This is a genomic window from Faecalibacter rhinopitheci (assembly GCF_015234135.1).
Classification (GTDB): domain Bacteria; phylum Bacteroidota; class Bacteroidia; order Flavobacteriales; family Weeksellaceae; genus Empedobacter; species Empedobacter rhinopitheci.
In genome coordinates this window covers 102,259-124,734 of the sequence record NZ_JADGIK010000005.1, presented here as the reverse complement: position 1 = coordinate 124,734, position 22,476 = coordinate 102,259, and the positions used below count along the sequence as shown (strand labels likewise).

General features: G+C 28.1%; 24 protein-coding genes. 18 read left to right on the top strand and 6 right to left on the bottom strand.

What is annotated here, in order from left to right; translation table 11 throughout:
- Positions 1–19: 19 nt before the first annotated feature.
- The 5 genes from IM532_RS08595 to panB all read right to left on the bottom strand — a co-directional run bounded on the left by IM532_RS08595 (position 20) and on the right by panB (position 4,354).
- Positions 20–784 carry a GLPGLI family protein gene (locus IM532_RS08595; RefSeq protein WP_194183048.1) on the bottom strand — a complete coding sequence of 255 codons (765 nt, stop codon included), beginning with the start codon at positions 782–784 and terminating at the stop codon, positions 20–22.
- A gap of 69 nt (positions 785–853) precedes the next feature.
- A complete protein-coding gene (locus tag IM532_RS08590) occupies positions 854–1,846 on the bottom strand; it encodes a glycosyltransferase family 2 protein (RefSeq protein WP_194183047.1) in 993 nt (330 codons plus the stop codon).
- Positions 1,843–2,715, bottom strand: a complete 873-nt coding sequence (locus tag IM532_RS08585; protein ID WP_194183046.1) for a lysophospholipid acyltransferase family protein — start codon at positions 2,713–2,715, stop codon at positions 1,843–1,845. The genes IM532_RS08590 and IM532_RS08585 overlap by 4 nt, the downstream gene beginning before the upstream one ends.
- Before the next feature lie 22 nt (positions 2,716–2,737).
- A complete protein-coding gene (locus IM532_RS08580; protein WP_194183045.1) occupies positions 2,738–3,421 on the bottom strand; it encodes an RluA family pseudouridine synthase in 684 nt (227 codons plus the stop codon).
- A 117-nt stretch (positions 3,422–3,538) separates the two neighbouring features.
- On the bottom strand, positions 3,539–4,354 hold the full coding sequence (panB, locus tag IM532_RS08575) for a 3-methyl-2-oxobutanoate hydroxymethyltransferase (RefSeq protein WP_194183044.1): 816 nt from the start codon (positions 4,352–4,354) through the stop codon (positions 3,539–3,541).
- A gap of 407 nt (positions 4,355–4,761) precedes the next feature.
- Here panB and rfbB point away from each other — a divergent pair, with 407 nt between their 5' ends.
- From rfbB to IM532_RS08500, 15 genes are all read left to right on the top strand, one after another.
- Positions 4,762–5,808, top strand: coding sequence for a dTDP-glucose 4,6-dehydratase (gene rfbB, locus IM532_RS08570; protein WP_194183043.1), 1,047 nt, complete (start codon positions 4,762–4,764; stop codon positions 5,806–5,808).
- 69 nt (positions 5,809–5,877) lie between these two features.
- Positions 5,878–6,738, top strand: a complete 861-nt coding sequence (gene rfbA / locus IM532_RS08565; protein ID WP_194183042.1) for a glucose-1-phosphate thymidylyltransferase RfbA — start codon at positions 5,878–5,880, stop codon at positions 6,736–6,738.
- Between the two features lies 1 nt (position 6,739).
- A complete protein-coding gene (locus IM532_RS08560) occupies positions 6,740–7,585 on the top strand; it encodes an ABC transporter permease (RefSeq protein ID WP_194183041.1) in 846 nt (281 codons plus the stop codon).
- A gap of 2 nt (positions 7,586–7,587) precedes the next feature.
- Positions 7,588–8,772: an ABC transporter ATP-binding protein gene (locus IM532_RS08555; RefSeq protein ID WP_194183040.1), complete on the top strand. Its 1,185-nt coding sequence runs from the start codon at positions 7,588–7,590 to the stop codon at positions 8,770–8,772.
- A gap of 4 nt (positions 8,773–8,776) precedes the next feature.
- Positions 8,777–9,859, top strand: a complete 1,083-nt coding sequence (locus IM532_RS08550) for a DegT/DnrJ/EryC1/StrS family aminotransferase (protein ID WP_194183039.1) — start codon at positions 8,777–8,779, stop codon at positions 9,857–9,859.
- Between the two features lies 1 nt (position 9,860).
- On the top strand, positions 9,861–10,490 hold the full coding sequence (locus IM532_RS08545) for a PglD-related sugar-binding protein (RefSeq protein WP_194183038.1): 630 nt from the start codon (positions 9,861–9,863) through the stop codon (positions 10,488–10,490).
- Complete coding sequence (locus IM532_RS08540) at positions 10,471–11,394, top strand: glycosyltransferase family 2 protein (RefSeq protein WP_194183037.1); 924 nt, start codon at positions 10,471–10,473, stop codon at positions 11,392–11,394. Before IM532_RS08545 ends, IM532_RS08540 begins: the two co-directional genes overlap by 20 nt.
- A 677-nt stretch (positions 11,395–12,071) precedes the next feature.
- Positions 12,072–12,926: a glycosyltransferase family 2 protein gene (locus IM532_RS08535; protein ID WP_194183036.1), complete on the top strand. Its 855-nt coding sequence runs from the start codon at positions 12,072–12,074 to the stop codon at positions 12,924–12,926.
- Positions 12,923–13,696, top strand: a complete 774-nt coding sequence (locus IM532_RS08530; protein WP_194183035.1) for a glycosyltransferase family 2 protein — start codon at positions 12,923–12,925, stop codon at positions 13,694–13,696. Before IM532_RS08535 ends, IM532_RS08530 begins: the two co-directional genes overlap by 4 nt.
- Positions 13,689–14,600 carry a glycosyltransferase family 2 protein gene (locus IM532_RS08525; protein ID WP_194183034.1) on the top strand — a complete coding sequence of 304 codons (912 nt, stop codon included), beginning with the start codon at positions 13,689–13,691 and terminating at the stop codon, positions 14,598–14,600. The genes IM532_RS08530 and IM532_RS08525 overlap by 8 nt, the downstream gene beginning before the upstream one ends.
- The gene (locus IM532_RS08520) at positions 14,597–15,385 is read left to right on the top strand and encodes a glycosyltransferase family 32 protein (protein ID WP_194183033.1); all 789 of its coding nucleotides are present in this window, start codon (positions 14,597–14,599) and stop codon (positions 15,383–15,385) included. The genes IM532_RS08525 and IM532_RS08520 overlap by 4 nt, the downstream gene beginning before the upstream one ends.
- Positions 15,385–16,434, top strand: a complete 1,050-nt coding sequence (gene wecB, locus IM532_RS08515) for a non-hydrolyzing UDP-N-acetylglucosamine 2-epimerase (protein WP_194183032.1) — start codon at positions 15,385–15,387, stop codon at positions 16,432–16,434. Before IM532_RS08520 ends, wecB begins: the two co-directional genes overlap by 1 nt.
- Positions 16,431–17,102, top strand: coding sequence for an NAD-dependent epimerase/dehydratase family protein (locus IM532_RS08510; protein ID WP_194183031.1), 672 nt, complete (start codon positions 16,431–16,433; stop codon positions 17,100–17,102). The genes wecB and IM532_RS08510 overlap by 4 nt, the downstream gene beginning before the upstream one ends.
- A 40-nt stretch (positions 17,103–17,142) precedes the next feature.
- On the top strand, positions 17,143–18,075 hold the full coding sequence (locus tag IM532_RS08505) for a hypothetical protein (protein WP_194183030.1): 933 nt from the start codon (positions 17,143–17,145) through the stop codon (positions 18,073–18,075).
- A gap of 26 nt (positions 18,076–18,101) precedes the next feature.
- Positions 18,102–18,944, top strand: a complete 843-nt coding sequence (locus IM532_RS08500) for a capsular polysaccharide synthesis protein (RefSeq protein ID WP_194183029.1) — start codon at positions 18,102–18,104, stop codon at positions 18,942–18,944.
- Here IM532_RS08500 and IM532_RS08495 read toward each other — a convergent pair whose 3' ends face one another.
- Positions 18,945–19,958 (bottom strand): glycosyltransferase family 2 protein, encoded by a 1,014-nt coding sequence (locus IM532_RS08495; RefSeq protein WP_194183028.1) that lies wholly within the window; start codon positions 19,956–19,958, stop codon positions 18,945–18,947.
- Positions 19,959–20,060: 102 nt separating this feature from the next.
- Here IM532_RS08495 and IM532_RS08490 point away from each other — a divergent pair, with 102 nt between their 5' ends.
- From IM532_RS08490 to IM532_RS08480, 3 genes are read left to right on the top strand one after another with little or no spacing between them, the layout of a single operon-like run.
- Positions 20,061–20,618 carry an acyltransferase gene (locus IM532_RS08490; RefSeq protein ID WP_228063694.1) on the top strand — a complete coding sequence of 186 codons (558 nt, stop codon included), beginning with the start codon at positions 20,061–20,063 and terminating at the stop codon, positions 20,616–20,618.
- 1 nt (position 20,619) lies between these two features.
- On the top strand, positions 20,620–21,429 hold the full coding sequence (locus tag IM532_RS08485; protein ID WP_194183027.1) for a glycosyltransferase family 2 protein: 810 nt from the start codon (positions 20,620–20,622) through the stop codon (positions 21,427–21,429).
- Complete coding sequence (locus IM532_RS08480) at positions 21,426–22,454, top strand: glycosyltransferase family 2 protein (RefSeq protein WP_194183026.1); 1,029 nt, start codon at positions 21,426–21,428, stop codon at positions 22,452–22,454. Before IM532_RS08485 ends, IM532_RS08480 begins: the two co-directional genes overlap by 4 nt.
- Positions 22,455–22,476 lie beyond the last annotated feature (22 nt).

Here is a 22,476-nt window from a genome sequence, read left to right as displayed (position 1 = left end):
CGGAGTATAGAATTTGTATTTAATTTTTGGTTTCAACACCTTGATTTCTCATTTGTTCAGCACGTAAACGTTGCTCTTCTTTTAATTTTTCGAATTCCACTTCTGTAATCGTTGTTTTTACTTTTGGAGCTTCAATCGGTTTGGTGTTATTTATTGGCTTAATATCTCCAATTGTAATGATACGTTTCCCTTTAATCCAACCTTGATCTAAGGGCGATTCAATTTCTAAAATTAAACCTGGTAACCCCCAATAATTTTCTGGTCCTGTTTTATTCGGAATTTTAGTGGCATACCAAACCGTTAATTCTTGATCATTTTGCATTAATGTGGCTTTGCGCGCTTCGTTTCCTAAAATGGTTTTTGTCTCACGCGTTAATTTCCAATCAAATGGTTTCAATTGATCTTTAATGGTATAATCTTTTGCCGAAATCATTAGATCCTTATAATAGATTCCATTGGCCAAATCTTGATAGATATTATCTCCGCCGAAACGCATAAATTTCATATGCGAACGTCCCATCGAAGCTTCTTGATCGTTACTGATTTTTTCTACGGCTTTATAAAATGATTGTTGACCAAATACGGTTAACGTATTTTCTTGTGGTTCTTGCAAGGCTTTTTTAAAATCGTCTTGCATATCTTTTGACATAGTTCTGCCGCCAGATGCTTGAAATTCGAAATCAGCTGGAAGTATAATACGTGTAATATAGGTCACTTCAAATTTATCTTGTGCAAAAATGAATGCACTAAAAAATAGGAGAGTAGCTGCAAATAACTTTTTCATATTAGTTGTATAGTTTATTCAAATTTAAACAAAAAAATACTCTAATTCATTGAATCAGAGTATTGAGAATTATTCTAAATCTTGGTATTTTTTTCTTTTCTGAATGAAATACTGAACCGGAATTAATTTTTTCGATCCGTAATTTCTAATCTGATGAGGTCCACGTTTTTTATACATTTTAGAGAAGTCTCTGTAAAAATGCATGTGTGACATAAATATCGACCAAAGATGTCCGAATCCGTTTTGGAACAAGAATACAATTGCTGAAACACCATCCAAGGATAATCGGGAGAAGATAATCGGAAACAACTGATCTTTTGGTAAATTCTTCAGATACATATTTAAACAGTTTCTGAAATTTAAATATGTTTTTTTCGGATTGTTTTTTTGTAAGGTTCCACCACCTAAATGGTATACGGTAGATTGTCCACAATAGTAAATCTTTCGATTATCATTTTTTAAACGCCAACACAAATCAATTTCCTCCATATGGGCAAAAAAGTCTTCATCGAAACCTTTTTGACGAACGAAATCTTCTTGACGAATAAATAAACTGGCACCTGTTGCCCAAAAACATTCGATTGTATCGTTGTATTGCCCTTGGTCTTCTTCTAAATCAAAAAAGACACGTCCACGACAAAATGGATAACCAAATTCATCGATAAAACCACCTCCAGCACCTGCATACTCGAATTTTGATTTATTTTTATAATCTAAAATCTTCGGTTGAATGGCAGCAATGGATGCATCTTTTTTAAATAATTCTAAAATAGGTTCTGTCCAGTTGGCTGTGACCTCAACATCCGAATTTAAAAGACAATAAATATCGGCATCAATATGTTTTAATCCTTCATTATAACCTTTAGCAAAACCATAGTTTCCTTGATTTTGTACAATTTTAATCTGAGGATAATGTGTATTTAAAAATGAAATTGAATTATCCGTAGAGGCATTATCAATCACATATAATTCAGCATTGTTTGTATGCGCAACGACTGATGGTAGAAATTCTTCTAAGAGTTTTCGACCATTCCAGTTTAATATAACGACGGCTAATTTCATTGGAAATCTTCTTTTTTATACTTCCAACGCTTATGGCTCCATAACCAGTTTGCTGGATCTTCTTTGATGTGATTTTCTAATTTGGTGAAAAATTGTTCAACGATTTCATTCTCTTTGAATTGAACACCATCTGCAGGATACATACGTTCGAAAGTCGTATGATAATATCCTCTTTTTATTTTTTCGGTCTTACAATAAACAACACCGATGTTTTTTCGAATCGCAATTTTTTCAAAGCCATTAAAAGCAGGTGTATCTTGATTAAAGAATTTTGTCCAGAAATGAACAGCACTTTTCTTTGGACTTTGATCGGCTACGAATAAGAAAACGTGACTTCCATTGTTGGGTGCTTTCATCATAAAACGAAGCACATCCTTCATATCAATGGTAATTGTTCCAAAACGTTCACGAATTAGATTGATCTTTTCGTTCCAAAATGGATTTTTAACTTTGTGATAAACTGCACAAGTGTTATCAATCGGCATATATTTTCCTAAATTGATGTACCATTCCCAATTGAAAACATGACCATTCATCATCATGGCATTTCGACCTTCTGCTTTAATTTCTGCAAAAGCTTCCATATTCGAAAAGGTATGACGTTGGTCCAATTCTTCTTGAGTAATCGAAAATGCTTTTAAGGTTTCTACTAAGTAATCTGTGAAATAGCGATAAAAGTCTTTGTAAATCTGATTGATTTCTTGTTCTGATTTTTCAGGAAAACAATTGCGCAGATTATTTTTAATAACATTTCTTCTGTACCCAATTACGGTGTATAACAAGAAATATAAGAAATCAGCAAACCAATAAAGTACCGATAAAGGTAATCTTGATAGCTGATAAATGATAAAATAAAATACTGTATTCATTGCAATGAATTAAGGCGTAAAATTACGCATTAAATTTATTGGTTGCTTGCCAAATTTTATCCTTCGGAACTGGAGCAATCACAGTCATTTCTTCTTTTTTAACTGGATGTTCAAACGTGATGCGGTACGCGTGTAAACAAATACTTCCGTCTGGATTAGAACGTTTAGCTCCGTATTTTAAATCGCCTTTGATTGGACACCCAACGGCAGCTAATTGTGAACGAATTTGATGCGAACGACCTGTAAATAATTTAACTTCGACACAGTGAAAAGAATCCAATGCACCTAAATACGTATATTCCAGAATCGCTTTTTTAGCATCACCCGTCGGTTTATTAAAGACAGTTGTTTTATTGTTCTTTGGATTTTTGCGTAAGTAATGTTCTAAACGTTCAAAATCTTTCGGAGGTTTGCTTTGTACAATTGCACGGTATACCTTATCAATGTCACGTTTTTGAAACATCTCGTTCATACGAGTTAAAGCTTTTGAAGTTTTCGCAAAAATAATGACACCCGAAGTTGGGCGATCTAAACGATGCACTAAGCCTAAAAATACATTACCTGGTTTTTGATCACGTTTTTTGATGAAGTCTTTTAAACTATCAATTAAAGGAACATCACCTGTCTCATCACCTTGGGCAAGTTCGCCTGCTCGTTTATTGATAATTAGTAAGTGATTGTCTTCGAAAAGAATTTCTGGATTCATTGTATTAAGCTGTGCTATAAAAAAAAATTTAGGTTTTGAATAAACCTAATTCTTATACAAAAGTATGAAGAAAATTAGAGAATATTAAAAACCTAAAATATACTGCTTAAAACGAAATTAGTATTGTTCGTTGCTATTTGGGAAATCTGTAGATTTTACATCTTGTACATATTGACCAATTGCATTTACGATTTGATCTTCTAAATTTAAATATTTGCGTACAAATTTTGGTTTAAATTCGTTATTTAAACCTAACATATCATGTACTACTAAAACTTGCCCGTCTGTACCATTCCCTGCACCGATTCCAATTGTAGGGATTGAAATTGATTCTGTAACTTTAGTAGCTAATCCAGCTGGAATTTTTTCCATTACTAATGAAAAACATCCTAACTCTTCTAATAGTTTTGCATCACTAAGTAATTTTTCAGCTTCAGCATCATCTTTTGCTCTTACTTTATAAGAACCAAATTGATAAATAGATTGTGGTGTTAAACCTAAATGTCCCATTACAGGTATACCAGCGTTTACAATGCGGCGAATAGATTCCTCAATCTCTTTACCACCTTCTAATTTTATAGCATGAGCACCTGATTCTTTCATAATACGTACTGAAGATTCTAATGCTTTCTGAGGATCTGATTGGTAAGTACCAAAAGGTAAATCAACAACAACTAATGCACGTTTAGCACCACGAACTACACATTGCGCATGATAAATCATTTGATCTAGTGTAATTGGTAAAGTTGTTTCGTGCCCAGCCATTACATTTGCTGCAGAATCTCCAACTAAAATTACTTCTGTCCCAGCATGATCTACAATTGTAGCCATTGTAAAATCATAGGCTGTTAGCATTGATATTTTATCACCATCAAACTTCATTTTACGTAAAGTTTCAGTAGTAATTCGTTTTATTTCTTTATTTACAGACATTATTATTTAATTGTTTCCGCTAATTTAATTTAAAATTATGGGCTGACTAATTTTAGATGAATTAAATATTTGGTCATTTTTTAAATTCATAAGAATCAAGAGTTTTTTTTAAGAATTTACAAATCTTAGTAATATTAAAATCATATAATCTATAAATCACTTAAAAATTATAAATTTGTGTATCTATTCTAAAATTTCAATAAATAATTTATTTATCTTAAAGGATAATAAAACTAATTGTTTAATAAGTAGTTATAAAATAATAACTAATGTTTTTGCCTTTTATTAAATGGGTTAACTTTAAAAAAACTAAAGAATAAGATTATCTTTGAATAAGATATATTGAGATAAAAGGATTTAAAAAAAATCAAGAACGAAAATTAATTCGTAAAAACTATTTAATTTCTATGAAAACTATTTTAATTACAGGTGGTGCTGGTTTTATCGGTTCACACGTTGTAAGAGAATTTGTATTGAAATACACAGATACAAAAATAATTAACTTAGACGCTTTAACGTACGCAGGGAATTTAGAAAATTTAAAAGATATCGAGGATCGCCCGAATTATAAATTTGTAAAAGCGGATATTGTAGATGCAAAACAAATTCTAGAAGTTTTCGAAACTTATCAACCTGATGGAATAATCCATTTAGCAGCAGAATCTCATGTGGATCGTTCGATTACTAACCCTTTAGAATTTGTCATGACGAATGTAATAGGAACAGTAAACTTATTAAATGCAGCTAAGCATATCTGGGGATCGAATTTTGAAGGAAAAAGATTTCATCATGTTTCAACAGATGAAGTTTTCGGCGCTTTAGGAGATACTGGGTTTTTTACAGAAGAAACTTCATACGATCCGCATTCACCTTATTCAGCTTCAAAAGCTTCTTCAGATCATTTTGTAAGAGCATATCATGATACATATGGTTTACCGATAGTGTTAACAAATTGTTCTAACAACTATGGTCCAAATCATTTTCCTGAAAAGTTAATACCGTTATGTATCCATAATATTTTAAACGGGAAACCTTTACCAATTTACGGTGATGGAAAATATACACGCGATTGGTTATTTGTAATCGATCATGCAAAAGCGATTGATTTAGTTTTCCATGAAGGTAAAAATGGAGCATCTTATAATGTAGGAGGATTCAATGAATGGAAGAATATTGATTTGGTAAAAGAGCTTTGTAAACAAATGGATGAAAAATTAGGACGTGAGGCGGGTACAGCAGAACAACTTATTACATTTGTAAAAGATCGACCAGGACACGATTTACGCTACGCTATTGATGCGACAAAAATTAATCAAGAATTAGGTTGGAAACCATCAGTAACATTTGAGGAAGGATTATCTAAAACAATTGATTGGTTTTTAGCAAATGAAGAGTGGTTAGATAATGTAACTTCTGGAGACTATCAAAAATATTACGATAAACAATATAATTAAAATATAATTTTTAAAAAATAAGCTTTGGTTAATTAACAAAGCTTATTTTTAAGACTACAACTTAAATTTATGAAAGGAATAATACTTGCAGGAGGATCAGGGACACGTCTTTATCCATTAACTATTGCCGTAAGTAAACAATTAATGCCAGTGTATGATAAACCGATGATTTATTATCCGTTATCAACATTATTGTTGGCAGGTATAAAAGATATTTTAATTATTACAACTCCTCATGATTCTGAACCTTTTCAACGTTTATTAGGAGACGGATCGCAAATAGGTTGTAATATCCAATATGCTGTGCAAGCAAGTCCTGATGGATTAGCTCAAGCATTTATTATCGGAGAAGAATTTATTGGTGATGACTCTGTAGCCTTAGTTTTAGGCGATAATATTTTTTATGGAACGGGATTAGAACAGTTATTAGAGAGTAAAACAAATGTACAAGGTGGTTGCGTATTTGCTTATCAAGTAAGCGATCCTGAACGTTATGGAGTGGTTGAATTTGATGAAAATTACAAAGCTCTTTCTATTGAAGAAAAACCAACAGACCCAAAATCAAATTATGCAGTTCCTGGTTTATATTTTTACGACAATCAGGTTGTAGAAATGGCAAAGAATTTAGAACCATCTCCACGAGGTGAATTAGAAATTACAGATATTAATAAAATTTACTTAGAAAAAGGTGAATTAGAAGTTGGTATTATGGATCGTGGAACAGCTTGGTTAGATACTGGAACATTTGAATCTTTACACGAAGCTTCAGAATTTGTACGTGTGATTGAAAAACGTCAAGGTGTAAGTATTTCATGTATTGAGGAAATTGCTTACAACAAAGGGTTTATCAATAAAGAACAACTTTTAGTTGCAGCTGAAAAATACGGAAAAAGTGGGTATGGAACTTATTTAAAGTCAATTGTCGAATAATATGGGAATGAAAACGGTTGTTTATACTTCGGATAAGAAAACAAATATTTTTAAGGAATTAAATGAAATTTTTAAAGATATAAAAAGTTCTAATTTCTTAGCTACGCAAATGGCTAAGAGAGATCTGCAAGCTCAATACAGACAATCGTATTTGGGATTAGTTTGGGCTTTTTTACCAATTATTGTTAATTCTTTAGTTTGGATATTTTTAAATTCTTCAGGAGCAATTAATGTAAATGCTCCAAGTGGAATACCTTATCCTTTATACGTAATTATTGGTACTACAATTTGGACTATTTTTATAGAGTCTTTACAAATGCCAATAAATAGTATTAATGGGGGAAAAAGTATCATTTCAAAAATTAATTTTCCCAAAGAAGCTTTATTAATAAGTGGATATTATAAATTCTTTTTCAATCTAATATTGAAAATAATTGTTATCATAGCTTTCTTAATTATTTTTCAAGTAAGCCCAAATGCTTCTTTAGTCTATTTACCCCTATATCTCATTATAATGATGGCTTTTGGATCTGCTATTGGAATAATATTAGCTCCAATTGGATTATTATATACAGATATTAGTAGAATGATTACAATGGGTAGCCAATTCTTAATGTATGTAACTCCTGTTGTATATATGGTGCCAGAAAGTGGTTGGAGTAAATTACTGTTTGAATTAAATCCACTTACATATTTAATTACAGATACACGTAATACTTTAGTAGGTATGGAGATAAATTATTTGTTACTAAGTGGTTCAATAGGATTTTTTAGTATACTTATATTTTTATTTGGTTTAGTTTTTTTACGTAAATCAATAAACATTTTAATTGAAAAAATCTCTTAAAAATGGAAAAAGAAGTATTAGTTAAGGTAGAAAATGTATCTAAAAAATTTACTACTGACTTAAAAGATTCATTAAAATATGGTTTTTCAGATATAATTAAAAGTTTATTTGGTAAACAAACCTCAAAAGAATTGAGAAAAAATGAATTTTGGGCAGTTCAAGATGTAAGTTTCGAATTAAAACGAGGAGAGTGCATTGGTCTTATTGGTCATAATGGTGCAGGTAAAAGTTCTTTACTAAAAGTGTTAAATGGTTTATATTCACCTGATAAAGGTAAGATAACAATGAAAGGAAAAGTTGGTGCTTTAATTGAATTAGGTGCCGGGTTTAATCCTATTTTAACAGGTAGAGAAAATATTTATAATAATGCATCAATCTTAGGTTTTTCTAAACAAGAAGTGGATGAAAAAATGCAATCAATCATAGAGTTTTCTGAGATTGAAGACTTTTTAGACATGCCAGTTAAGAACTATTCATCAGGTATGCGTGTCCGTCTTGGTTTTGCAATTGCATCTCATCTAGATCCAGATATTTTAATTGTTGATGAGGTTTTAGCTGTTGGAGATTTAGGATTTGTTTTAAAATGTTTTAAAAAAATTGATCAAATTTTACCTAATACCGCCATTATTTTTGTTTCACATACAATGCCTATGGTAGCCAGAATATGTAATCAAATTATTTTAATGGATCATGGAAAAGTAGAATACCAAGGGAATAATATTTCAAAAGGAATAGAATTATATTATAACAAGTTTAGTAATAATGAATCTAATACAGTTTTTGATGATGGTTCTGTCGAAATAATTTCTTGCAATCATAATTTAAAAGACAATACCCTTCATCGCCATCAGGATTATCTTATTACACTTCAAATTAAATTAAAAAAGGAGCTAAACTTTATTCCTAAAGTATATTTTGAATTAAAGGATAAAGATTTGCGACCAGTAGCTGGAATAATATGCGAAATTAATAAAGAGTTAAAAGGTAATAATTTAACTTATAAAATAAACGTTAAAAACTCATTATTAACTTTGGGTAATTATGTAATGGATTTAAGTTTATCTAATCCATTAACAAAAGAACCTATGTTTCGTCAAAATAATATTTTTAGCATAGTTTGTGTGGGAGATAGGCAACAATGGGTACCTTTTGAATTAGAATCAGAATTAGAACTACACCAAAATTAATAAGATGATACCAGTAACTAAACCTTTTTTACCTCCAATTCAAGAATACAATCATTTACTTGAAGGCATATGGCAACGTGAATGGTTAACCAATATGGGTCCATTAGCTAGTCAATTGGAAATGGAGTTAAAGTCATATCTCAAAGTAAAACATTTACTATATGTAACCAATGGAACAGTGGCTTTACAAATGGCCATTAAAGCATTGGATTTGAAAGGAGAAATTATTACTACACCATTTTCTTTTGTTGCCACAACAAGTAGTATTGTATGGGAAGGTTGTACTCCTGTATTTGTGGATATTGATAAAGATTCGTTGAATATAGATTCTGCTAAAATTGAAGCAGCCATTACGCCAAATACATCAGCCATATTAGCTACTCATGTCTATGGAAATCCATGTGATGTAGAAAAGATAGACAAAATCGCTAAGAAGCATAATCTTAAGGTTATTTATGATGCGGCCCATGCTTTTGGAGTTGAGATAAATGGCAAATCAATTTTTGAGTATGGTGATATTTCTACTTGTAGTTTACATGCTACAAAATTGTATCATAGTGTAGAAGGTGGTTTAGTTATGACGAAGAATCCAGATGTTTTAAAAAAATTAGCAAGTATCAGAAATTTTGGTATTTCAGGGCATGATTCTTTTTCTACATTAGGAATCAATGGTAAGAATTCAGAATACCATGCGGCTATGGGAATTGCTAATCTAAAGTATATAGATGAAATCAAAGCTAAACGTATTGCACTAACGCAACATTATGAAGAAAAGCTTAAAAACTTAAAAGCGATTCGCCCATTATGGCATCAGGAATCTGAAAATAACGGAGCGTACTTCCCAATCGTTTTCGAATCAGAAGAATTGATGTTAAAATGCAAAGAAAAATTGCAGTTAGCAGAGATTGGAACGCGTCGTTATTTTTATCCAAGTTTAGCAACAGCATTACCTTATTTAGATCCTGTGGCTATGCCGATCACGGATGATATATCAAAGCGTGTATTATGTTTACCAATGTATTATTCCTTATCATTTGAAGAAGTGAATTTAATTTGTCGTTTAATTTTAAGAGTTCAGAATAATTAGTATGAATAACGACAAAGAAATATATATAGTTGGAATAGGTCATAATACAGGAGTAACAATTGAGTTAGCTGAACTAAGTGGATATAAAGTTGTTGGATTATTACATTATAATCATGAATTAGTTGGACAAGAACGATGGGGATTTCCTATTGTTTCTCAAACGGATGATTTTCTCAATAACAATATATCGTATCTAAATTTTGCCCTTTCAATGGGTGATAATCAAATACGCAAAGATGTATTTGAAAAGATTAGAACGAAGGGTGGAAATTTCCCTAATTTAATTCATCCTTCAGCTGTAGTTTCTCGGTTTTCAAGTTTAGAAATAGGAGTTCAAGTACATGCCAACTCCACTATACAGTCAGATGTTTTAATAAAACAAAATTCAATTATTTCTTATGGAGTAGGAATAACTCATAATGTTGAGGTTGGAGAACATTGCTATATAGCTGGGTATAGTATTATAGGGGCATATACAAAAGTATATAATAATGTTTTTGTAGGGATGGGAACTGTTACAGTTTCAGGAAAAGTTACGTATATAGGAGAGAATGCTTATATAGGAGCTGGATCTTTAGTTATAAATAATATAGAACAAAATTCAAAAGTTTATGGAAGACCAGCCAAATGATATTATGGTGAGTATATGTTGTACGGCCTATAATCATGAGAAATTTATTGAACAAACATTGGAAGGATTTATAATGCAGCAATGTAACTTTAAATTTGAGATTTTAATATCAGATGATGCATCTCCGGACAATACTGCTTCTATTATAAAAAAATATGAAGATAAATATCCAGACTTATTCCGTGTATTTTATTTAAAAGAGAATCAATACTCAAAAGGTATTAAGCCGTTATTTAATATTCTTTTTCCTGCTGCAAAAGGGAAATATATCGCTATATGCGAAGGGGATGATTATTGGACAGATCCTTTAAAACTACAACGACAGGTAGATTTTTTGGAGGAAAATCTACAATATTCTTGTTGTTTTCATCGATATCTAACTCTTGAAGAAAATGGCATTTTTAAAGATGAATTATTACCTCATATATCTGTAGATACAATTATAAATACCAGTATATTCTTTAGAGATTGGTACACTAAAACATTAACCTCACTAATACGCAAATCAGATTTAGACAAATCAAAATATTATAAATATATTGATGCTCGGGATACTGTATTATTTTATGAACTACTTAATGTGAAACAAGGAATTTGCTTAAATTTTAAAGGAGGTGTTTATCGTAAACATTTGGGAGGTATATGGTCATTAAAAAGTGCATTAGGTCAAAAAAAAATTTCGACGATTGTTTTAGAAGAGATTTATAGTTTTAATAAAAAAAATTTAACACTAGTAAATTATATAAAAAAAAATATTGTTTTCCTTATAACTAATCAATCATTTAAAAGTAATTTGGATTTATATAATAAATTAAATACAATATATTTTAAAAATTTCCTTATTAAACAACAAATTTTAAAATATAAAAATAGTTTTTTAAATATGTTTAATAACAAAGTATAAATAAATTAAATTTTTCTAAAAAAATACACTAACTTTTAGTAAGCAAGACTTAAATACTATCTACTGCTGCAGTAATAGAATTATATCAGTATAAGAGTTAAAAATTCTAATCTTTTTTAGAATATATTTTAGTTTCTCAAATTATAATATGTGTAATCGATGTAAATGATTATATTCTGATTTTGTTTTAATAATTAATGTTTAAGATAAAATCTTTGAATTTGATATTATATGTGTTACAGTATAGATACTTTAGACATTCAGTTAGTAAATCATCAATTTTATTATTTTTCTATAGAAAAATATAAAAATCTTATAGAAGAGTTAATAATCATTCCGAAAAGTAAGAATTTACCATTAAACCGAATCAATTTTACTATTGTAATTATTTAAGTTATAAATAATCAAACCCGATCTCTGTAGGTTTAAATTCTTTTCATTACATATTAACAACTATACTTTAAAATAAAATTTATACAGACAGTTGAATTTTCTTATCTTCGTACGACTTAAATCCTATGTTATTCTGCACACCAAGCATATTTTTTTTAGTGGTGTAATTTACTTTATATAAAATAGTTCTTATAAAATGGGAACAAATTTTATGTACTGATAATAACCCTATAACATCTATTTAAGTTTTTTATAAATAAAATAAATCTTAAACGACACCTCTGATGACTAATGAACCATTATTCTCAATTCTTGTAGCTAATTATAACAATGGCCATTATTTTGAAGATTGTTATAAAAGTATTATTAATCAAAATTACCAAAATTATGAGGTTATAATTGTTGACGATTGCTCTACAGACAATTCTATAGAAATTATAAAAAAATTGATAAAGAATGATAATCGTTTTAAAATTTATCAAAATAGCACTAATAATGGAGCAGGTTATACAAAGAGGAAGTGTATAGATTTTGCTACAGGTGAAATTTGTGCATTTGTTGATCCTGATGATGCTATTACTTCTGAAGCATTATTAGTAATGGTAAATGCATATATTGATAATCCTAACTCATCATTAATCTATTCTCAATATATTAGATGTGATGTGGATCTTAATGAAGAAAGCTATTTTAAAAGTAAACAAGTTGTTAATAATTTAAATGACTTTTTTAATTTTGAAGGGAATATTTCACATTTTTCGATGTTTTCGAAGTCATTTTATTTAAAAACAGAAGGTATTAATCCTTATCTTAAAAGAGCAGTAGACCAAGATTTATATATAAAATTATATGAAAAAGGACCTGTTGTATTTATCGATAAATATCTCTATAAATATAGAATACATAGTGGAGGTATATCCACTAATGAAAATAAATCTAAGGCAATATTTTGGCATTGGGTTGTTATTTTAGATGCTGCTAAAAGAAGAAATATTAATGTTGAAGAAATATTCGTTAACCAATATGTAAGTCGAAAAGATTTTAATAAAATTAATAATAAAGTAGAATTAATAAAAAAATCAAGGTTATTAAAAATTTTACATAAAATTGGTTTATCTCCAATATATAAATATTTATGAAACCAATTTTAACAATTATAATTTCTACGCTTAATGAAGGTATCTATAATTGCAAAAATGCTGTTTTAATTCAAGATAGTAAATTATGTTATTTAATCATTCATCAAAATCTAAATGGTTGTATAGTACCTGAATTCTTAAAACGAGATGACATATCTATAATAACATCTAGAAGTAAAGGGATATCTAAAAGTAGAAATATAGGTATACAAAATTGTAATACAACATATGCATTAATTGCAGATGATGATGTAAAATATACTGAAGATGGTTTACAAGATATTTTAAAAATAATCAAAACTGATAAACCTGATTTTGCTACTTTTAAAATAAAAACACTTAACGGTGAGCCTGTTTATAAGGATTATCCAATTAAAAAGATAGATTTAAATTTAGAACCGCACCATAACATTTCTTCAATTGAAATATTAATAAATATAATTAAAATCAAATTCAAAGATATTAAATTTGATGAACGATTCGGATTAGGTGCAAAATTTATAAAAGGAGAAGAAGAAATTTTTATTTCGGATCTTAAAAATACCAATTTTAAGGGGATTTATTATCCAATTGATTTAGTAATACATCCTTATGAAAGCTCAGGGAAATTAAAATTAAAAGAATCATATAATTATTTTTTAAAAGGTGCTGTTTTTACTAGACAATTAAAGAATCAACCTTGTTTTAATCATTTTAATATAATTAGAAAATTAAAAAATCAATTTTTCTATAATCTAGGAAAACTATACATAAAAGTTACTAATGAATAATTTCTCTCATTTATTGTCTATAATTATTCCAACTTATAATCGAGCAGATTTAATAGGCGAAACGCTTGATTCTATTATTGCTCAGACATATGCCAATTGGGAATGTATAATTGTAGATGATGGTAGTACAGAAAACAATATTAATATTATAGATGAATATTGTGCTAAGGATCCTAGATTTAAGCTTTTTGAAAGAAAAAAATATAATAAACCGAAAGGAGCTAATGCATGTAGAAATATTGGCTTAGAACAATGTGTTGGTGATTATGTAATTTTTTTTGATAGCGATGATATTATGTATAATAATCATCTTGAAGTTAAGATTAATGCCATTACATTAGGTGATTTTGATATGGTAATTTGTAAATCGAAATACTTTAATAATCCTAAGAATACAAACCCTATTAATTATAGAGGGTTATTTGATTTTGAAATTAATCCGGAAAATTATATTACTCAAAAAATTAATTGGATAACTTTTGATCCAATAATTAAATCAAGTATAGCAAAACAAACCCTTTTTAACGAAAATTTACAAGCTAACCAGGAATATAATTATTTTTCAAAATTATTGTTTAATGTTAGAAAAGTTAAAGCTATAGATATAGTTTTAACTGATCGTCGTTTTGATGAAAGATCTATTCAAGGAAGTTTAGCCAGAACTAATGCTTATAATGATAGAGCATTTCATAGTTTTTTACAAACTTATATGGAAGTTTATAAATTAGCGAATAAATCGTCGCGTCAGTTTTTATTAAACAAAATAATCGAAACAGGTTATAAAAATTTTAATCTTATAAAAGGCAATAAACCATTTATATATGTTAATCTTCTAAAAGAGTTTGGGCTGCTAAAAGGTATGAATAAAATAAGAATTCTAGAATTTACAAAACTAATCAAATGATCCCTAAAATAATTCACTACTGTTGGTTTGGTGGAAACCCTAAACCAGAATCTTTCTATATATGCCTTGCAAGTTGGAAAAAAGCATTACCAGATTATGAAATCATGGAATGGAATGAATCAAACTTTGACATAAACTGCTGTGAATATGTACAATTAGCAGCAGAGAATAAGAAATGGGCATTTGTCTCTGATTATGCCCGTGCTCTAGCTTTATATGAACATGGAGGAATATACATGGATATTGATGTTGAAGTAAAATTTTCGTTAGATGAATTTTTAATCCATCGTGCATTTTCTGGTTTTGAGATAAAAGGTTCACCTTTTACTGCTTTATGGGCAACTGAGAAAGAACATCCGTGGGCAAAAAGAGTTGTTGATTTTTATAATGATAAGAAAGGATTTGATTTAACGACTAATACAGTTTTTGTTTCAGATTTATTGGTAAATGAATACGGTATAGATCCGAATAGAGATGAATATCAAGAAGGAAAAGATGGTATTGTAATTTATCCTTCTACATATTTTTGTTTGGATCTTCCTAAAAATTATGCGACTCATCATTTTGTTGGTACTTGGCATGAAAGAGATACGTCTAATCCTTTTAAAGATTATGTCCATGCATATTATAAGTCAAAAGAATTTGCAGAAATTAAAAATGGTAAGAAAGAATTACATAATGTTATCTATAATCAAAAAATGATAAAATCACAGGAAATTCTTAATCAAATTCCATTACGTATAATCATTAAATATGTTCTTAATAAATTATTTAAAATAAAATAATGATAGCAATAATTTATGGTACTAGACCAGAATTTTTAAAAGTATATCCAATTATTTTAGAAGCTCAAAAAAGGTCAATCGAATTAATAACAATTAATACTGGTCAACATACGTCTATGTTAACTGAAATGGAAAATTTATTTGAATTTGAGCCATCTTATAAATTAGAGGTTCAATCAAATCAATTTTCTAATTCAAATTTGTTAGCTAAATTAATTGATTCTATTTCAGAAGTAATCAAAAAAGAAAATATAGATAAAATTATTGCCCAAGGTGATACATTTACTGTCTTAGCTTCATCTATGGTAGCTTTCTTAGAACAAAGAGAATTTTTTCATGTAGAAGCAGGATTGAGAACTGATGATATCAGATTTCCATTTCCAGAAGAATACAATCGTAGAGTTGTATCCTTAACTAGTAAATTGAATTTTGCTCCTACTCAACTTTCAAAAAATAATTTATTAAAGGAAAATATTTCTGAAGATAAAATTGTCATCACAGGAAATACTATTATTGATCTACTGAATCATGTTTTAAAAAAATATGAGATAAAAATAGAAAAAGGAAATGATGTGTTCATAACTGCACACAGACGTGAAAATATTAGCGAAAATATGTATTCTATTTGTGGAGCAATAAGAGAATTAGCATTAGAAAATCCTACAATTAATTTTCATTGGAGTTTACATCCAAATCCCAAAACTAGAGATTTTATTTTTCAGGCTTTTAATGAGATTCCGGAAAATATTTATTTTATAGAACCACTTAACTATGTAGAAGCGGTCACATTAATGGCTAAGTCTGCCTTAATAATTTCGGATTCTGGAGGTATACAAGAAGAAGCCCCAACTTTACAAAAAAGAGTATTAATTCTGCGTGAAGAAACTGAAAGGCCAGAAGTAATTGAGTGTGGCTGTGGTGTATTGGTAGGTACAGATAAAAATAAAATAAAATTAGAATTCTATAAAGAATTAAATGTTCAGAAAAATAATTTTTCAAATCCATTTGGAGATGGAAGATCATCTGTTAAAATATTAAATAAGATATGATTATAGGGAAAGGATTAATCGCTTTGCAATTTTTAGATTGTGATAATGATAAGATTATTTTTTTTGCTTCAGGGGTTTCAAATTCTTCTGAAACAGATAAAAATCAATTTTTACGCGAAGAAAATTTAATACGAGAGACTTTAAAAGCTCATCCTCATAAACTGTTTATTTATTTTAGTACTTGTTCTATTTACGATTCTTCGAAGTACAATAGCGCTTATGTGTTGCATAAGCTTCAAATGGAAGAGATAATAAAAGAATTTGCTACACATTATTTGATACTAAGAATTAGTAATGCAGTAGGAAAAGGTGGTAATCCTAATTTATTACTTAATTATTTGGCGCGATCTATTAAAGATAATAAAGTTTTAACAATCCATAAAAATGCGACAAGAAATTTAATTGATGTAGAGGATATAAAAAATATTGTCTTAAAATATATAGAATCAGATATACATAACAAAATTATAAATGTTGCTTATACGGATAATTTTAAAATACCTGATATAATCACTGCATTTCAAGATATTTTAAATATCAAGGCGAATATTTCAATTGAAGATCTTGGTGAACACTATTCAATTGATGTTCATGAGCTGAATTATAAATTCCCAATTACTGATAAGAAAAAATATCTTTATAATTTAATCAAAAAATATTATTTATAAGATTATGATTACGGATAATAATTTTCATTATATCTATAGATTGGGAAAAAAAACACGTCCTTATTTTTTAAAAAGAAATAAATTTTTCCCACATTATGTTATTAATAGTAAAAAAAGAAATATAAATGACTTGTTATATGAGAAAATAATTGAAGGTAATCCATTAATGGTAGCTAGATTTGGTAGCGTAGAATCCAGATCTATTGTAAATTATTTAACTAAAATTGAAATTAAAAATGATTTTATCGGTATTTTAAAATTTTTAACTGGAGAGATTGGTATAAATTGGAAGAACTCTAAAAATTATTTGGATCAACTATGTTTGAATGCAGGATTTTTTCCAAATAATGAAGAACTACTAACAAGATTTATTAACTTGTATTTACATTCTTCTAAGGATTTAGATATTTTGGGAGTTTGGAATGAATTAGAAGAATATATCCCTACTATTCCAGAAAATGTAAATTTATGTAATATTAGAGAATTAGAACCTTGGTTTTTTTCAAATCCTTGGACAAAAGCTTTAGAGGGAAAAAAAGTACTAATTATTCATCCATTTGAAAATACAATTAAATTACAGTATAAAAATAGACAAAATATTTATTTAGATTTAGATGTTTTACCAGACTTTGAATTGTTAACGATAAAAGCAGTTCAATCTATAGCTGATGAAAAATCAGAATTTAACAATTGGTTTGATGCTTTAGAGGATATGAAAATTAAAATTGATAATCTTGATTTTGACGTTGCTATATTAGGCTGTGGTGCTTACGGATTTCCTTTAGCTAGTTATATAAAAAATATAGGGAAACAAGCGATTCATTTAGGTGGTGTTACACAACTATTATTTGGAATAAAAGGTAAAAGATGGGAAGATTGGGAGCATTATACATCTTTAAGAGGTAAGGGTTGGGTTTATGCCTCTGAAAAACCAAAAGGTTTTAATAAAATAGAAAATGGATGTTATTGGTAATCATAATATTTTAATTAATTTACAAAATGAGAGATCAACTTAGTCTTTTAACAAAAAAATATCTAAATAAGCCTTATTACTTCTTATATAATTTAAGAAATGAATGGAGAATAAAGCGTCAGGATATATTTAAGTATAAATATAATAAAGATAGATATCCTGGACTTTTTTTGCAAAATGATTGTGCACCTTTTCCTGATATAGAATCAAAAGTAGATCGTATAATTTATTGCTTTTGGACAGGTGATAATGAGATGTCTGAAAATCGTAAAAGAGGATATCAGTCATTGATTGAAAATGCCGGTATCGAAGTTGTTCTTATAACACCAAAAAAATTACACGAATACATTTTACCTGATCATCCGCTCCATCCAGCCTATGAAAATTTATCATTGGTTCATAAATCTGATTATTTACGTTGTTACTTTATGCATTTTTATGGCGGGGGCTATCAAGATATAAAATATAACGAGAACAATTGGATTGAATCTTTTCACAAAATTTGTAATGATGAAGACAAATGGATTTTAGGGTATACTGAATTGAATGGCAAAGGTATGGGACGTGGTCAAGGTATAATAGATAAAGATTTGCAGTATTATTATAGATATTGTGTTGGAACAGGCGGATTTATTTGTAGATCGAATACACAATTTACTTCTCAATGGTATTTAGAATTATTGAAAAGAATGGATTATTATGAAAAAAACTTGACAAAATATCCAGGAGATATTAAAGGAAGGAATAAGGGATATCCAATTAAATTACTGCAATTATTATCTCAAATTTGGGCACCATTATGCTTAAAATACAACGATAAAATAATTCATGATAATAGTGTATTGCCTAATTTAACTAATTACCAATAATTATCCTTCATAACGTTTTTTAAATATTTTAAACCCAATATTTACAGGAAGATTTAATAATAAATTTTCCTTTTTTTGTTCTTTGGAAAAATCTTTGGAAATATAATCAGCAAGCGTTAATGAGGGAGCTTTTTTTAAACGTTTATAATTTGTTTTCCAATAATCTATATCATTTTTTAATGATTTGTATTGCATCTGTAAAGTCAATTTCTTAAAGTTAATTAATTTCATACGTATTAACCTTTGTCTTTCTTTATCATTTGACTTATTATATGATTTAGTAAACCATTCTACAATTGTTTGATGATTTTCAAAATTAATTTTCTTTTTATTAAATATTGTAGAAGCATCATTCATATAATATATATAAGTAATGTCCCTTATAAAACTTATACTTTCTAATTTTTCCGCGCAGTGAAAAGCCCAAAGTTCATCTTGAGAATATAATTTTTTAATAAATTTAAGATTATTTTCATCAATAAATTTTTTCAGATATAATTTATTGGGACCTATAACAGGCCAATATCCTTTAACAAATGAGCTGAAAATTTCTTGATTTCCGGTAATTAAATCTTTATGACTTTTAATCTTAAATAATTGTTTACGCTCACCCGTATTTTCATATTCACAGATAGATTCGCTAACTGTAATTTCACAATTATATTTTTCAGAATTCGCAATTAATTTCTCAATACAATTATTAGTGATGTAGTCATCACTATCTAGCATATAGATATATTTCCCTGAAGATTCTTCTATAGCTCTGTTTCTAACTACTGAAAGCCCTGAATTTTCTTTATGATGTATTAACTTTATGTCTAATTCAGGATTATTTATTATAAATTGATTAATTAAAGCAACACTATCGTCAGGTGTACAATCATTTATTAGAATAATTTCAATATTCTTATAGGTTTGATTTTTTACAGAGATTAAACATCTTTCAATGTATTTTTCACATTTATAAACTGGAATATTTATACTGACTAAAGGTTGAGTATTATTAAGTTTCATAGGTTGGGAAAGAGAAATTATTGTGCAAATTTAAGTAAAATATATTATTGAAAAATATTTGACTACATATCTTATTATCTTTGTACAATATACCTATGAAATATGATTAATAAAATTTTGTTACTAATAGATAAACTTATTCAAAAGGCAAAAAAAGATAATGCTAAATCCTTATTTAAAAATAACCCAAAATCTAAAATTGCTTCAGATTTTAAAATTGGAGTAAATAATTATTATGATATTTCCACAACTGCAAATATATATATTGGAGAAAATGTTACGATAAATGAATCAAACTATATTACAATTAAGAATAATGCCACATTTAAAATAGGGAAAAATACCTATATAACAAGAGCTACAATATCTTGTTTGGATAATATTGAAATTGGAGATAATTGTATTTTGGGTGAAGGAATGAAATTATTTGATCATAATCATCAATATCAAAAAGAGCCTTTTATGGTTTCTAAAACTGATTTTAATACTGGATTTATAAAAGTAGGTAATAATGTTTGGACAGGTGCAAATGTTATAATTTTAAAAAATGTTACCCTTGGAGATAATGTTATAATTGGAGCGGGGTGTGTGATACATAAAGATGTGCCTTCAAATTCTATTATTATTAATAAGCAAGAGCATATAATAAATTCACTTTAAAATGAAATTTTCAATACTAATCGCCCATTATAACAATTGGAACTATTTTCAAGAGTGTTATCAATCAATTCAAAATCAAACTTATCAAGATTATGAAATAATAATAGTTGATGATTCTTCAACAGATAATTCTTTTCAAAATCTTAAAGAATTGGCTTCTAAAGATTCAAAAATTAAATTGTTTCAAAATTCTGTAAATAAAAAAGTAGGCTTTACGAAAAGAAGATGTGTGGAAGTGGCGAGTGGGGATATTTGCTTATTTGTTGACCCAGATGATAAAATAGTATCAGATGCCTTAGAAGTAATTTATAATACATATAAAACTAACCATGCTATTATAGCTACTTATTCTAAAATTCAATTAATAGATAATAAATCTAAAGAGTTAGGAGATTTTAAATTTTCAAAAAAAATTAAAAATAATAATTCTTATTTTTTTAATATTAATTTTGAAATAGCGCATTTATTTTCTTTTAAAAAATCTTACTACTCAAAGACTGTAGGAATAAATGAAACGTTAACCTCTGCAGTGGATCAAGATTTATATATGAAGTTATATGAAAAAGGTGAATTTTATTTTATTAATAATTTTCAATATTTATACCGATTACATGATAAAGGAGTATCGCAAGATAAATCAAAAAAGAATATATTAAGTTCTAATTGGAATACAGTTCTTTTAGAAACTTGTAAGCGAAGGGGAATTACAAAGCTCTATGGTAAGGAAATCAATCAAATTGAAAATTTATCAAAATTTATTTTTAAAAAGGAGAATACTATTATCAAAAAACTATTAAGAAAATTCATATGACGACAATTATTATTAAGTCATTTAATCGTCCGTATTATCTTGAACGTTGCATACAATCACTTTATCAAATGGCGAGAGGTGATTATGAAGTCTTAATTTTAGATGATGGTACACCGGAAAAGTATTTATTAAAAATTACGGCTAAATTTCCTTCTATTCAAATTAAAAAATCAAACCAATTTCAAAATAAAAATTTAGCAATTGCTGAAAACATACAATACGGAAAATCTATTGATGGTTTTAAAATTCCAACAGATTTATGGTTTGATAATGTTAAAAATGCTTCTGAATATGTATTGGTGATTGAGGATGATGTTTGGTTTACGGAACATATTGATTTAAACACTATCACTAAAGAAATGGGTACGAATAAAATTGTATTGACTAAGTTAGGATGGTTGGGAAATCATAGATATGATGAATTTTGTGAAATAGCAAAATTGTCAGATTCATTGACAAAAGTGATTCCTAAAAATCTTTTTACGTCTAATAAATGGGGAATGAATTTATTTATGTACAATAAATTTAAATTTTTTACTATCCTTTACAAGTTAGGATTAGTGGATAACTTCACGAAAAGAAAATATTGGGCGTTAAATTCCATTTTGATGGGATTATATCATAGAGAATATTGGTTAGCAATTTGGGAAGATGCTAAAAATGAAGTGGACGAAAAACAACAATTACGTAATGCTGCTGCTTATTATCATAAGCATAAAAAAATAGTATTTGCTCGAACTAATAAAGAAATTTTAAAAACAACTTTTAAATCTTCAGCAACTGGTTCATATCATGAATATGGAAATGAATTTGATGTTAATAGAATGAATTATGTTATAAATGAAGCTTGGTATAATGACGAATTTAATTCAATGGAAAATTATCCAAAAGATTTTTCTGATGCATATATTAAACATTTTTTAGACAAGGAAAATCACCCAGATGCGCAATATGATGATTGGTATCAGTGGGCTGAAAAATTTCGTAAACAATACCGAGATTTAGGTGCTGAAGTGGATAACTAAAAATATAATTCTCAAAAAAAAA